General features: G+C 72.9%; 14 protein-coding genes. 4 read left to right on the forward strand and 10 right to left on the reverse strand.

What is annotated here, in order from left to right:
* Positions 1–87: 87 nt before the first annotated feature.
* Together OG309_RS23200 and OG309_RS23205 are read right to left on the reverse strand one after the other, a co-directional pair.
* Positions 88–783 carry a L,D-transpeptidase family protein gene (locus OG309_RS23200; RefSeq protein ID WP_329423359.1) on the reverse strand — a complete coding sequence of 232 codons (696 nt, stop codon included), beginning with the start codon at positions 781–783 and terminating at the stop codon, positions 88–90.
* A 66-nt stretch (positions 784–849) separates the two neighbouring features.
* A complete protein-coding gene (locus OG309_RS23205; protein ID WP_329423360.1) occupies positions 850–2121 on the reverse strand; it encodes an MFS transporter in 1272 nt (423 codons plus the stop codon).
* 62 nt (positions 2122–2183) lie between these two features.
* Between OG309_RS23205 and OG309_RS23210 the strand changes: the two genes are divergently transcribed.
* Positions 2184–3137 (forward strand): LysR family transcriptional regulator, encoded by a 954-nt coding sequence (locus tag OG309_RS23210; protein WP_329423361.1) that lies wholly within the window; start codon positions 2184–2186, stop codon positions 3135–3137.
* 71 nt (positions 3138–3208) lie between these two features.
* Here the strand turns inward: OG309_RS23210 and OG309_RS23215 are convergent, their stop codons facing one another.
* Positions 3209–3886, reverse strand: a complete 678-nt coding sequence (locus OG309_RS23215; protein WP_329428507.1) for an alpha/beta hydrolase family protein — start codon at positions 3884–3886, stop codon at positions 3209–3211.
* Between the two features lie 193 nt (positions 3887–4079).
* The gene (locus OG309_RS23220) at positions 4080–4877 is read right to left on the reverse strand and encodes a GNAT family N-acetyltransferase (RefSeq protein WP_329423362.1); all 798 of its coding nucleotides are present in this window, start codon (positions 4875–4877) and stop codon (positions 4080–4082) included.
* 105 nt (positions 4878–4982) lie between these two features.
* Between OG309_RS23220 and OG309_RS23225 the strand changes: the two genes are divergently transcribed.
* Both OG309_RS23225 and OG309_RS23230 read left to right on the forward strand, forming a co-directional pair.
* Positions 4983–6137: an adenosine deaminase gene (locus tag OG309_RS23225; RefSeq protein ID WP_329423363.1), complete on the forward strand. Its 1155-nt coding sequence runs from the start codon at positions 4983–4985 to the stop codon at positions 6135–6137.
* Between the two features lie 141 nt (positions 6138–6278).
* Positions 6279–6713 carry a hypothetical protein gene (locus tag OG309_RS23230; RefSeq protein ID WP_329423364.1) on the forward strand — a complete coding sequence of 145 codons (435 nt, stop codon included), beginning with the start codon at positions 6279–6281 and terminating at the stop codon, positions 6711–6713.
* Between the two features lie 105 nt (positions 6714–6818).
* Here OG309_RS23230 and OG309_RS23235 read toward each other — a convergent pair whose 3' ends face one another.
* The 5 genes from OG309_RS23235 to afsQ1 form a co-directional block, all read right to left on the reverse strand.
* A complete protein-coding gene (locus OG309_RS23235; protein WP_329423365.1) occupies positions 6819–7019 on the reverse strand; it encodes a PspC domain-containing protein in 201 nt (66 codons plus the stop codon).
* 91 nt (positions 7020–7110) lie between these two features.
* Positions 7111–7626: a VanZ family protein gene (locus tag OG309_RS23240; RefSeq protein WP_329423366.1), complete on the reverse strand. Its 516-nt coding sequence runs from the start codon at positions 7624–7626 to the stop codon at positions 7111–7113.
* A gap of 154 nt (positions 7627–7780) precedes the next feature.
* On the reverse strand, positions 7781–8413 hold the full coding sequence (locus tag OG309_RS23245; RefSeq protein ID WP_402545366.1) for a hypothetical protein: 633 nt from the start codon (positions 8411–8413) through the stop codon (positions 7781–7783).
* Positions 8410–9987, reverse strand: coding sequence for a HAMP domain-containing sensor histidine kinase (locus OG309_RS23250; protein WP_329423367.1), 1578 nt, complete (start codon positions 9985–9987; stop codon positions 8410–8412). Before OG309_RS23250 ends, OG309_RS23245 begins: the two co-directional genes overlap by 4 nt.
* Positions 9984–10661: a response regulator transcription factor gene (gene afsQ1, locus OG309_RS23255; RefSeq protein WP_205628185.1), complete on the reverse strand. Its 678-nt coding sequence runs from the start codon at positions 10659–10661 to the stop codon at positions 9984–9986. The genes OG309_RS23250 and afsQ1 overlap by 4 nt, the downstream gene beginning before the upstream one ends.
* 169 nt (positions 10662–10830) lie before the next feature.
* Here afsQ1 and OG309_RS23260 point away from each other — a divergent pair, with 169 nt between their 5' ends.
* Complete coding sequence (locus tag OG309_RS23260; protein ID WP_329423368.1) at positions 10831–11553, forward strand: SigE family RNA polymerase sigma factor; 723 nt, start codon at positions 10831–10833, stop codon at positions 11551–11553.
* A 144-nt stretch (positions 11554–11697) separates the two neighbouring features.
* Here OG309_RS23260 and OG309_RS23265 read toward each other — a convergent pair whose 3' ends face one another.
* On the reverse strand, positions 11698–12393 hold the full coding sequence (locus OG309_RS23265) for a uridine kinase (protein ID WP_329423369.1): 696 nt from the start codon (positions 12391–12393) through the stop codon (positions 11698–11700).
* Between the last annotated feature and the right edge of the window lie 52 nt (positions 12394–12445).

A 12445-nucleotide genomic window follows, 5' to 3' on the forward strand; every position in this document is an offset into this window, starting at 1 on the left:
ACCCCACTCGCCCCTCACCGGCACCGGGGTTCGGAGCCGATGAGGGGAAGCTATCGCAGGGCACCGACAACGCGGGGCCTTCCGGCGTCACGTGCCCGGCTTGCGCCCGTACACGTACACGTCGTCACCGTTCCTGAGCAGGTTCCAGTACGCCTTGGCGTCGGCGGACCGCATGTTCACGCAGCCGCCCGAACCCGGCGGGTTCCACATGGACTTGGTGGTCGAGTGGAAGGCCTGCCCGCCGTCGAAGAACTGGGCGTACGGCATCGAGACGTTGTACAGCGTCGACCAGTGGTTGATGTTGCGCCAGTAGATCTTCTTCGCGCCGGTACGGGTCGGCGTGCTCGCCTTGCCCGTGCGCACCGGCACCGGGCCGAACTTCAACCGGGAGCCGTCCTGGATCCAGGTGAGCTGCCGGGTCAGGTCGACGCAGGCGATCCGGCCCTTGTTCGTCGGACACTTGCGGTCCTTGTTGGGATTGGTCCCGGCCGCCCGCTGCGCCAGCATGGTCGACATCGTGCGCCAGGTGACCGTACCGGCGTACCCCTGCGTCGGGGTGATCCCGTGCTTGCCCTGGAAGGCCTGGATCGCCTTGCAGTCGGCGAGCGACTGGCGCCCGTCGACCGGCCGGCCCAGGAACTTCTCCACCTGCTTCTGGTACGGGCCGGTCGTCACGTTGCAGGACGCCGCCGCCGCGGGCGCGGTGCCCAGCGCCACTGTGGTGGGTACCACCAGCGCCGTGACCGCGAGGCCGATGCCGGCCCTCCTCCGTATCGCGTTCATGATCGTCAACTCCCCCTTGAGTCCTGTCCCTTACGACGCTCGGGGGAGTCGAACAGTTGCAGCGGGTCAGCAGGCGACCGGCAGCCGTCGGGCCTCGATGCGGCGGGCCTCGACCCGCGCGCTGTGCGAGCCGTAGAGGGTGACCGACACGACGCCGAGCACCGCCACCAGACCGATCAGGACCGTCCCGGCCCAGCCGCCCGCGTGGAAGGCGATGGCGCCGAGCGTGCCGCCCGCGCTGCTGCCGAGGTAGTACGCGGACTGGTAGAGCGCCGAGGCCTGCGCGCGGCCGGTCTTGGCCGTGCGGCTCACCGAGGAGGAGGCGACCGCGTGCCCGGCGAAGAAGCCGGCCGTGATCAGCACCAGGCCCGCGAGGACGGCGGGCAGCGAGTCGGCGAGCGAGAGCAGCAGGCCCGCCGCCGTCGTGGAGACGGCCAGGTACAGCGCCCCGCGGCGGCCCATCCGGCCGACCAGCCGGCCCGCGGCGGCCGAGGAGACCGTGCCGACCAGGTAGACCAGGAAGATCGAGCCGATCACGCCCTGCGGGAGCGAGAACGGCGCCTCGACCAGCCGGTAGCCGATCACCGTGTACACGGCGCCGAACACCGTCATGAACAGCGCGCCGATCACGTAGAGCCGCATCAGCAGCGGGTCCGCGAGGTGCCCCCGGACGGTCCGGCCGAGCGCCTTCGGGTTCAGCGAACCGGGCGTGAAGTGCCGGGCCTTGGGCAGCAGCGCCCGGAAGGCGATCGCGCAGACCACGGCCATCAGGCCGACGGCCGCCAGAGCCGCCCGCCAGCCCCACAACTGCGCGACCCAGCCGGTGACGATCCGCCCGCTCATGCCGCCGATGGAGTTGCCCGCCACGAACAGGCCGATCGCGGCGATCAGCGCCTTCGGCCGCACCTCCTCGGCGAGGAAGGCCATCGCCGAGGCCGGCACTCCGGCCAGCGCCGCGCCCTGCACCGCGCGCAGCACGACCAGGCTCTCCAGGCTGGGGGCGAGCGGGACGAGGAGTCCGACGGCGACGGCGACCGCGAGCGAGGCCGTCATCATCGAGCGCCGCCCGAAGCGCTCGGACAGGGCGCTGAGGGGGAGGACGCACAGGGCGAGCGCGCCGGTCGCGGCGGACACCGTCCAGGAGGCGGCCGACGCGGTGGCGCCGAACTCGGCCGAGACGGCGGGGAGGAGGGCCTGGGTGGAGTAGAGGAGGGCGAAGGTGGCCACTCCCGCGGCGAACAGCGCGAGGCTCATCCGGCGGTAGCCGGAGGCACCGGGGGAGAGGCGGGAATCGGCGGCCGGGCTGGTGGCGGCCGCCTTGGTACTGGCGGAAGGCATGTCTCGAACGTAGGACGCCCCGGTTCATGCGTCCAATGCACGGAACTGCTGTAATCGTTCCCATGCTGCATGAGTACAGGTCACAGCCTCGCCTGTCACCGAACAGTAACGAAGAAGACATGGGACTGCTGCTCGCGCCGCGGCTCGCGTACTTCGCTGCCGTCGCCCGGCACGAGCACGTGACCCGGGCCGCCGCCGAGATGGGCGTACCCCAGTCGACCCTCTCGCGGGCCGTGGTCCGGCTGGAGGAGGACCTCGGCGTCGCCCTGTTCGCCCGCCGCGGCCGCACGGTCTCGCTCACCCCGGCCGGCCGCCGCTTCCTCGCCTCCGCCGAGCGGGCGCTCGCCGAGGTCGAGAAGGCCGCCGACTCGGTACGGGCCGACGCCGACCCCACCGCAGGGCGGGTCGCGTTCGGCTTCCTGCACACCATGGGCTCCGAGACCGTGCCCGGCCTCATCCGGGCCTTCCGGGTCGACCACCCCCGGGTCCGCTTCACCCTGGTGCAGAACTACGGCGAGGCGATGATCGAACGGCTCCGCGCCGGCGAGCTCGACCTGTGCCTGACCTCGCCCGTGCCGGACGCGCCCGACCTGGTCGGCCGCCGCCTCGACGAACAGCGGCTGCGGCTCGTCGTCCCCGACGACCACCGCCTCGCGGGCCGCAAGCGCATCCGCCTGGCCGAGGCGGCCGACGAGACCTTCGTGACCCTGGAGCCCGGGTACGGGCTGCGCCGCATCACCGACGACCTGTGCGCCCAGGCCGGGTTCACGCCCCGGATCGCCTTCGAGGGCGAGGAGGCCGAGACCCTGCGCGGCCTGGTCGCCGCGGGTCTCGGCGTGGCCCTGCTGCCCCCGCCGGCCGTCGCCCGCCCGGGCGTCGTCGAGCTGGGCGTGACCTCCCCGCGGGCGGCCCGCGAGATCGGCGTGGCCTGGCTCGACGGGCACCCGGACACGCCTCCGGTGGCCGCCTTCAAGAAGTTCCTGCTGGGCAAGCGGGGCAGCCTGCTGCCCGAGTGAAAGCGGGCGGCGGCGCGTGACGGCGGCGGGACGGGCCGGGGGCCCGTCCCGCGGTCCGCGTCCGGCCGGTCCTACCGCAGCGAGCGTCCGAAGCCCGCCGCCAGCGGCATCCGCAGCCCCAGCGGCGGCGGCGCGGCCATCGCGTCCGCGAGCGGCCGGCTCTGCGGGTGCGCGAAGAGCGCGGACAGGACGAAGTCGGCCGCCAGAGCGCCGACTTCGTCGTGGTACTGGCGCAGTGCGTGCCCGTCGGCGTGCACCTCGAAGCGGCAGGTGTCCCGGTTGGACTTCTTGGCCCGCTCGGCGAAGCGGTAGGACAGCTCGGGGTCGGTCCGGGCGTCGTTCGTCCCGTGCACGATCAGCACCCGCCGCCCGACGAGCTGCCGCACCGGCTCCGGCTCGGCCGCCCGGTCCTCCTCGGGCAGCCAGGGCGCGAGCGCCAGGACCGCCGCCACCGCCGTGTGCCCGGCCGCCCGCAGGGCCGCCCGGCCTCCCATCCCGCGACCCAGGAGGCAGACCGGGACGTCTCCGTAGCGCCGTACCGCCTCGGACACCGCCCAGGAGGCGTCCCCGGCCAGCTGGGCGTCCGTGCCGTTCCAGCCGCGGCCGCGGTAGCGGACCACGTGCGCGACCAGGCCGTCGGCCCGGCCCGCGCGGGCCAGCCGGCGCGCCAGCGGCAGCGCCGTCGCGTGGGCGAGGGGCGAGGGGCCCCGTGCGGAGGAGGTCTCGCCGTCCGGGAGCAGCAGGACCACCCCGCCCGCCTCGGTGACCGGGGTCGTCGCTCCTGCGGGCCGCCCGAGCCGGGGTGTCCGGGAGCCGGCCGTCCCTACGAGTGCGTAGTGCGCCATGGCAGAACAGTCTCAGAAGCCGAGGTGTACGCCATCCGTACGCGCGGTCACTGTTACGTATCGCCCGGCGCGCCCGTCGGCCGAACGGCCGCTTCCCTCACGTCCGTTCGAAGCAGTGCACGCTGCCGACCGGGACGAAGCCCCGCCGCGCGTACCAGTGGCGCGGCCAGTCGTCGGCCAGCGCGATCAGGAAGGTGGTGGTGCAGCCGGCCTCGGCGCCCATCCGCAGCGCGGTGTCCAGGACGACGCCCGCGTGGCCCTGCCCCAGGTGGGAGGCGGCCGTGACGAGGTCCTCGATCTGGGCGACGCCGACGGCCGGGTCCACGTACAGGTCGGCCCAGGAGGCCGGCTCGCCGAACTCGTCGTGCGAGGCGAGGAAGCGCACGTCGGCGGCGCCCCGGCGGCGTGCCGCGCGCCGCTCCACCAGGGTGTGGATCACCTCGTCCGGGGCGTCCGGCAGGAACCGCCGCTGGCTGTCGGCGAGCGCCCCGCGCAGCGCCGGCAGCTCCACCTCGCGGGCCCCGCCGCGCTCGGGCAGCGGACCGGTGTGGCGCATCACGACCGTGCGCGTGAGGGCGTACCCGGCCCGGGCCAGCGGCTCGGCGCACGCCTCCCCGGTCGCCGCGTCCAGCACGTACACGGCCCGGTGCGCCAGCGGGGCCATCGCCGCGTCGACGTGGCCGGGCAGCGCCTCGGGGTCGGTCGGTCCGTCGATCAGGACGTGGTTGTTCCCGTAGGACAGCGCGTACGTGTCGTCGAGCGCGGCGAACCCGCCGGGCACCGGCAGGATCCGCTCGGCCTGCCGGCGCGTGAACGCGGACAGGAAGGCGTGGATCCGGCGCAGTTCGGCGGCGTCGGAGGCGGGGTTGCGGGGTGCGGGCGCGGCGGGCGGCATACCGCCAGGCTAGGGCGCCGGGCGGCCCGTGCGCACCGGAAATTCGGGCCCTGCGAAAGGCGCGGAAGGGGCGCGCTCTACGCGCGTAGGCGCTAGAGTGCCGAAATGACGAGCCAGATCCCCAGCACCCCCGCCGCGGACCAGATCCGCCGTGCCCCGAAGGTGCTTCTCCACGACCACCTCGACGGCGGTCTGCGCCCCGGCACGATCATCGAACTCGCCCGCGCCCAGGGCTATGAGAGCCTCCCCGAGACCGAGCCCGACAAGCTGGGTATCTGGTTCCGGGAGGCCGCCGACTCCGGCTCCCTGGAGCGCTACCTGGAGACCTTCGCACACACCTGCGCCGTCATGCAGACCCGCGAGGCCCTGGTCCGGGTCGCCGCCGAGTGCGCCGTCGACCTCGCCGAGGACGGCGTCGTCTACGCCGAGGTCCGCTACGCCCCCGAGCAGCACCTGGAGGGCGGTCTCACCCTCGAAGAGGTCGTCGAGGCGGTCAACGAGGGCTTCCGCGAGGGCGAGCGCCTGGCCAGGGCGAACGGCCACCGCATCCGCGTCGGCGCCCTGCTCACCGCGATGCGGCACGCCGCCCGCGCCCTGGAGATCGCCGAACTCGCCAACCGCTACCGGGACACCGGGGTCGTCGGCTTCGACATCGCGGGCGCCGAGGCGGGCTTCCCGCCCACCCGCCACCTCGACGCCTTCGAGTACCTGAAGCGGGAGAACAACCACTTCACCATCCACGCCGGCGAGGCCTTCGGCCTGCCGTCGATCTGGCAGGCCCTCCAGTGGTGCGGCGCCGACCGGCTCGGCCACGGTGTGCGCATCATCGACGACATCGAGGTCGCCGACGACGGCTCGGTCACCCTCGGCCGGCTCGCCGCGTACGTGCGGGACAAGCGGATCCCGCTGGAGATGTGCCCCACCTCCAACCTGCAGACCGGCGCGGCCGACTCGTACAAGCACCACCCCATCGGGCTGCTCCGCAAGCTGCACTTCCGGGCCACCGTCAACACGGACAACCGCCTGATGAGCGGCACCAGCATGAGCCGGGAATTCGAATTCCTTGTCGAGGCATTCGACTACACGCTCGACGACATGCAGTGGTTCACGGTCAATGCGATGAAATCAGCGTTCATTCCTTTCGATGAACGCCTCGCAATGATCAACGACGTGATCAAGCCCGGCTATGCCGAGCTGAAGTCCGAATGGCTGTTCCAGCAGACGGCCACGACCAGCGACTCTTCCCGCCAGGCGAGCTGACTGCTTTCCGCGGGATGATCATCGGAGCGGCCGGGCCCACCACGCCCGGCCGCCTTTCGGTGTTTGCGGCCGGGGCTTCCGCTGATTAGTTTGCGTAGCCACTCTGCATTCCCCACTGAGATTCCTGAGGAAGATTTTCTGATGAAGCAGTCTGCCGCCAAGACGCTCGGTGTCGCCGCTCTCGGTGCCGCTTTCGCCGCTGCCGCCGCCGGCACGGCCTCCGCCGCGCCCTCGCTGCCGCTCGGCACCGACGCGCTCGGCACGGTCACCAGCATCGTGCCGCTCGGCGAAGACGTGACCGACCTCCCCTCCGGCGTCGCCGAGACCCTCGGAGCCGGCCAGAACGCCCTCAACCTCGGCGCCGAGCAGGGTGTCGGCACGCTCCCGCAGATCACCGACCAGGCCGGCAAGGCCCTCCCGCCGGTCACCGAGCAGGCCACCAAGGTCCCCATGGACGGCGTGCAGAACGGCCTCGCCCACACCCCCGCCGGCCAGCTCACCGGCCTCCTCGGCGGCCTCCCGGTCGGCCAGCTCACCGGCGGCCTGCCCACCGGCGGCCTCGGCCTGCCGGTCTGATCCCCCCCGGATCCACCCGCACCACGCCCGAGGGCGCCCCTCCCGGACCGGGAAGGGCGCCCTCGGGCGTATCAGGCGTACGTACGCGGTGGCGGTGCGGACCGCCTACCAGGCGGCACTCGGCGACTTCTCCGCCGGCAGCAGCACCCACAGCGCCAGGTAGAGCAGGAACTGCGGGCCGGGCATCAGACACGACACCAGGAAGATCAGGCGCATCGTCCCCGAGGAGATGCCGAAGCGCCGTGCCAGCGCCGCGCACACTCCGCCGATCATGCGTCCGTCTCGGGGGCGGGCAAGTGCGGCCATGGTGGGCTCCTTCGGAGTCTCGCGGAGGCCGCTTCGCCGGGCCCCCGCTGTGACTCCATCCTCGCCCGGACCCCGGGGACGAAGCGTCGGTCTACGGGGCGATGCCGACCCTGGGAATCGTCGGGGTCGCCCCCTGAGGGGAACGCCCCCGTCTCCTCCCGGAGGAGGACCGCGCCCCCGACCTGCGGCGCAGTCGCGCCCGCCCGGCCGGGACCACGAGCAGATGGGCCAGGGCCACGCCCGCGGTGTTCAGGAGCACCGAGTCCACGTCCACGACCTGCCCGGGCACCGCCGTCTGCAACAGCTCGATCGCCGTCGACAGCAACGCCCCCGCCGCCGTCGTCCGGGCCAGCGACGCCCACGGCGACACGGAGAGCCGCCCGTCGGCCAGCGGCAGCAGCACCCCGAGCGGGGCCAGGAGCAGCAGCCCCCCGGCGATCCGCCGGACCGCCTCGGCCGGGCCGAGCGCCAGGTCGATCCTGATCCCGGCCAGCGGGGTCAGGTTCGGCGCGGTCACCCAGGCCACGTCCCGTGGGCGGAGCGTCACCCAGGCGACGAACAGCAGATGAGCGAGGAGAAGGGCGAACCCCGCCGCACGCACGACCACGGCGGCACTGCCGCCCGAACCGTCGGAATCAACCGAACCTTGACGCTGCACGCCCCCCAAGACGCACGCCCCGGCGGAATCGGTTCCGCCGCCCCGAAGACGGAGGTCAGGGGCGCGCCGGAGCACGATGAGGAAGCCGGGTCGGGGCCGGCGGTCAGGAGGTCGTCGGCGTCGGCGCGCCCGGTGACCCGATCGGGGCCGTCGGCACCGTCGAGTCCGGGCGCTCCTTCAGTTCCTGCGTGCACCGGTAGCGCCGCGGCTCGTACGCGCCCGGGCCGCCGAGCAGCACCGTGTCGTCGCCCGCGCCCGCCGCGCTCTCCGCGAAGGTGCACACGATCTGCGCGAACGCCGTCGGCGGCAGGTCCTCCGGCTGACGGCTCAGCCGCAGCGTGCCCTTCGGGTCGCCCCGGTGGCCGGCGGTCACCACGAGCGGGCCCTTCACGGCCGTGGCGAACCCGGCCTGCCGCTCGTCCTGGGACGGCTCCGTCCCCAACTGCGCGAGCAGCGCCGAAGCCGTGCGGACGGGATCGGCCACGGCCTTCTCCTCCGGCAGCGGCGAGCGGCGGTCCACCCGCTCCAGCTGCGCCCCGCACAGCAGGTACACGCGCAGCGGCACGCCCTGCGTCCCGGAGGCCTCCGTCTCACCGCTCACGTCGCACGGCACCCGGGAGGGGGCCGCGCCCGCGTCCACCGGCACCGAGGTCGTCCTGATCCCGCAGCCGGAGACCAGCCCGGCGGCCAGGGCCACGCCCATGACGAGCAGGGCACCCGTACGGTGACGTCTCAACGCTCCCCCACCTCGCCCTGGCTGCTGCGGGTCTGCAGCTCCCGTGCGATCCCGGAGGCGTCCCGGGGCAGCCGCAGCACGAACACCGCGCCGTCCACCCGGCCTTCCTCGTCCGTCGAGTTGGCGGCGCTGATCGAACCGCCGTGGATCAGCGCGTTCTCCATGGCGATCGACAGGCCGAGACCGCTGCCCTCGGACCGCGGCCGGGAGGCGCTCGCCTTGTAGAAGCGGTCGAAGACGTGCGGCAGGACCTCCACGGGGATGCCGGGCCCGTGGTCGCGCACCGCGATCACCAGGTCCTCCCTGTCCTCCCCGCCCTCGCCGCCCTCTGCGTCCCCGCCGTGCTCGGGCACCTCGGTCCGCACCGAGACCCGCACCGGCGAACCGCCGTGCTTGAGCGCGTTGCCGATCAGGTTGGCCAGGATCACGTCGAGCCGGCGCGGGTCGAGGCGCGCCACGATCCCGCGCTCGGCGTCCAGGTCCACCGCGTCCAGCCAGGCCCGCGCGTCGATGCACGCGGTGATCTGGTCGGCGATGTCCACGTCGTCGAGGACGAGCCGCGCGGTGCCCGCGTCGAAGCGGGTCACCTCCATCAGGTTCTCCACCAGGTCGTTGAGCCGCCGGGTCTCGCTGACCACCAGCGCCACCGCCGGGGCGATCATCGGGTCGAGCGTGTCCTGCTCGTCCTCCAGGACCTCGGTGACGGCCGTCAGCGCGGTCAGCGGGGTGCGCAGCTCGTGCGACATGTCGGCGACGAAGCGGCGGCTCGCCTCGTCCCGGGCGCTCATGTCCGCGACCCGCTTCTGCAGCGATTCGGCGGCGCCGTTGAACGTACGCGAGAGATCGGCCAGTTCGTCGGTGCCGGAGACCTGCAGGCGGGTGTCCAGCTTGCCCTCGCCGAGCTGCCGGGCGGCCTCGCCGAGCCGCTGCACCGGCCGCAGCACGGTGGCGGCCGCGACCTGCGCGAGCAGCACGGAGCCGATCACCGCGAGCCCGGTGGCGATCCCGAGGGACCAGGACAGGGAGTTGAGGTCGGCCTTCTCCGCGGCGAGCGACTTGAACATGTAGCCGGTCGGCCCGCCGCCGTCGATCTTCGTCCCGCCGACCAGGAACGGCGTCGAGCCGCGCTGCGTCCGCTGCCAGAACAGGTGGTACGGGAAGTCGTTGGCGTCCGTCACCGGTCGCTTGGTCGCCACCGCGGTCTGCAGCGAACGCGGTACGTCCGCGAGCGTGAACGCGTCCGGGTCGGAGGCGCCGACGATCGGCTTGCCCGCGTCGCGCTCCCCGATGAGCAGCACGCTGTAGCCGGCGCTGCCGCTCGCCATCTGCTCGGCGGTGCGCCGCAGCTCCTCCTCCGTGGGCCGCGGCGGCAGCGTCGCCGCCCGGTTCTGCATCTCCTGCCGGAAGTCGTTGAGCGCCCCGTTCTGGGTGCGCGTGAGCACCGCCTCACGGTTCAGCCAGTACGCGATGCCGGAGGCGGCGGCGGCAGCGGTGAGCGCGACGAGGGCGAACACGATGACGAGCCGGAGCCGCAGGCTGGTGAGCCGGAGCCCCGCGATGATCCCTTTGCTCACGCAGGGACGTCCAGCCGGTAACCGACACCCCGCACCGTGCGGATCAGGGTCGGCGAGGACGGCACGTCCTCGACCTTCGCCCGCAGCCGCTGCACGCAGGCGTCCACCAGCCGCGAGTCGCCCAGGTAGTCGTGCTCCCACACGAGCCGCAGCAACTGCTGGCGCGACAGGGCCTGTCCGGGCCGCCGGCTCAGCTCCAGGAGCAGCCGCAGCTCGGTCGGGGTGAGCTGGAGGTCCTCGCCGTTCTTGGTGACGGTCATCGCCGAGCGGTCGATGACCAGCGAGCCGAAGCTGGCCGAGTCGGTGGACTCCCGCTCGCCGCGGCGCAGCACCGCCCGGATCCGGGCGTCGAGCACCCGGCCCTGGACGGGCTTGACCACGTAGTCGTCGGCTCCGGACTCCAGGCCCACGACCACGTCGATGTCGTCGCTGCGGGCCGTGAGCAGGATGATCGGCAGCTGGTCCGTGCGCCGGATCCGACGGCACACCTCGAAACCGTCGATGCCGGGCAGCATCACGTCCAGCACGACCAGGTCGGGCCGCTGTTCCTTCAGCAGCTTCAGACCGTCCTCTCCCGTCGCCGCGGTGGCCACACGGTGGCCCTGGCGGGACAGGGAGAGTTCGAGGGCCGTGCGGATGGCGTCGTCGTCCTCGATCAGCAACAGGAAAGGCACGGGCTCATTCTGTCCCATCGGCCGTCCGAGTTCGACCGTCCGGCCGGGCCGCTGTGCGACCCCCCGCCTGTGACACGCCTGTGACAGTCGGGGGACACCGCCATGAAGTGGGCCGGGCAGGCTTTTCGACATCAGGGACCTACGGACTCCGAACGACGGGGGGCGCGGAATGAACGCACTGCACAGCACCACCTCAAGCGCAGTTGTCACGCGTCTCCACGACGTCACACGGAGCACCGAGAAGTCCGGCGCGGTGAACGGACGGGGGTGCGTTCGCAGCGTCGGGCGTCAGTACAAGGCGCCGTACATGGTCGCCGTGACTGACGGGGCAGCGGTGTACGGGGAGGTCACGGGGGAGCGCTCCGGCTGTTCGGAGGCCGAGTTCACGGCCTACGTCCAGGAGCGCCGGGCCTCCCTGTACGCCACCGCCTACCACCTGACCGGTGACCGTTTCGAGGCCGAGGACCTGCTGCAGAGCGCGCTGTTCTCCACGTACCGGGCCTGGGACCGGATCAGCGACAAGGCCGCGGTCGGCGGCTACCTGCGGCGCACCATGACCAATCTGCACATCAGCGCCTGGCGCCGGCGCAAGCTCAACGAGTACCCGACCGAGGAGCTCCCGGAGACGGTGGGCGAGACGGACGCGATGCGGGGCACCGAGCTGCGCGCGGTCCTGTGGCAGGCGCTGGCCCGGCTGCCCGAGCTCCAGCGCACGATGCTGGTGCTGCGCTACTACGAGGGCCGCACGGATCCGGAGATCGCCGAGATCCTGGACATCAGTGTCGGCACGGTGAAGTCGAGCATCTGGCGCTCGCTGCGAAGGCTGCGCGAGGACGAGGTGCTGAGCTTCGGCCGTGACGAGGAGGAGTCCTTCGGGCAGCTTGTCGCCTGAAGGCGGTACGGGGGACCACGGGGGAAAACGGGGGACCGTACGGGGGTAACGGGGTAACGGGGGAAGAACGGCGAGGGCCGGACAGGATCGGGGGATCCTGTCCGGCCCTCGGCGCGTGGGGAGCGCGTGCGGCGGGTCAGCGGGTCAGCGGGTCGCGGGGGTGCGGCAGCGGCCGGCCGCCGCGGCGGCCAGGCGGCCCAGGGCCTCGTCCTTGCCGCAGGGGTGGGCGCCCAGCGCGGTCTGGCGGGCGACGATGGAGCGTTCGGCGCGCATCAGGCGCCAGCCGCGGCGCAGCAGGAAGGGGACCGACTTGCGGCCCTCCTTCAGGTCGCGCAGCAGCCGGCGGCGGAAGGTGGTCGACGGGCGGCCGCGCAGGCAGAGCGCGTCGGCGAGGACGCCGAGCTCACGGCAGCGCTCCACGATGTCGGCGGCGAAGATGCCCTCCGCGACGAACAGCGGGGTCCGCTCGATGTCGAGCGTCTCGCGGTCCACGCGCGAGCTGGTCGCGATGTCGTACACGGGGACGGCGGTCCGGCCGCTGCGGCAGAGCTCGACGATCGCGGCGACCGCCGCGTCCCCGTCCCAGGAGAGCGGGGAGTCCCAGTCGATGTCCGCGCTGTCCTCGACCAGCGGCAGCGTGGGGTCGTCGGCCTCCTTGTAGAAGTCGTCGAGGCGCAGCACCGGCAGACCGGTGACGGCGGCGAGGGACGACTTGCCGGAGCCTGAGGGGCCCGAGAGCAGGACGACCCGGGTCGGGATCGGTTGGGAACTCACGGGACACCAGTGTGAACCATTACCCCGTAAAGGGGACCACCGAGGCGGCCCGTTGGTATCGAGCATCACACCTCCACTACTGTCTGTGCCCGCCCGCTCACTCCACGGAAGGATCTTC

Source organism: Streptomyces sp. NBC_01268 (assembly GCF_036240795.1).
Lineage (GTDB): Bacteria > Actinomycetota > Actinomycetes > Streptomycetales > Streptomycetaceae > Streptomyces.

Coding starts and splice junctions, on each gene's coding strand:
- OG309_RS23200 (WP_329423359.1), bottom strand. CDS start 783: ATGAACGCGATACGGAGGAGGGCCGGCATCGGCCTCGCGGTCACGGCG.
- OG309_RS23205 (WP_329423360.1), bottom strand. CDS start 2,121: ATGCCTTCCGCCAGTACCAAGGCGGCCGCCACCAGCCCGGCCGCCGAT.
- OG309_RS23210 (WP_329423361.1), top strand. CDS start 2,184: ATGCTGCATGAGTACAGGTCACAGCCTCGCCTGTCACCGAACAGTAAC.
- OG309_RS23220 (WP_329423362.1), bottom strand. CDS start 4,877: ATGCCGCCCGCCGCGCCCGCACCCCGCAACCCCGCCTCCGACGCCGCC.
- OG309_RS23225 (WP_329423363.1), top strand. CDS start 4,983: ATGACGAGCCAGATCCCCAGCACCCCCGCCGCGGACCAGATCCGCCGT.
- OG309_RS23230 (WP_329423364.1), top strand. CDS start 6,279: ATGAAGCAGTCTGCCGCCAAGACGCTCGGTGTCGCCGCTCTCGGTGCC.
- OG309_RS23235 (WP_329423365.1), bottom strand. CDS start 7,019: ATGGCCGCACTTGCCCGCCCCCGAGACGGACGCATGATCGGCGGAGTG.
- OG309_RS23260 (WP_329423368.1), top strand. CDS start 10,831: ATGAACGCACTGCACAGCACCACCTCAAGCGCAGTTGTCACGCGTCTC.
- OG309_RS23265 (WP_329423369.1), bottom strand. CDS start 12,393: ATGCTCGATACCAACGGGCCGCCTCGGTGGTCCCCTTTACGGGGTAAT.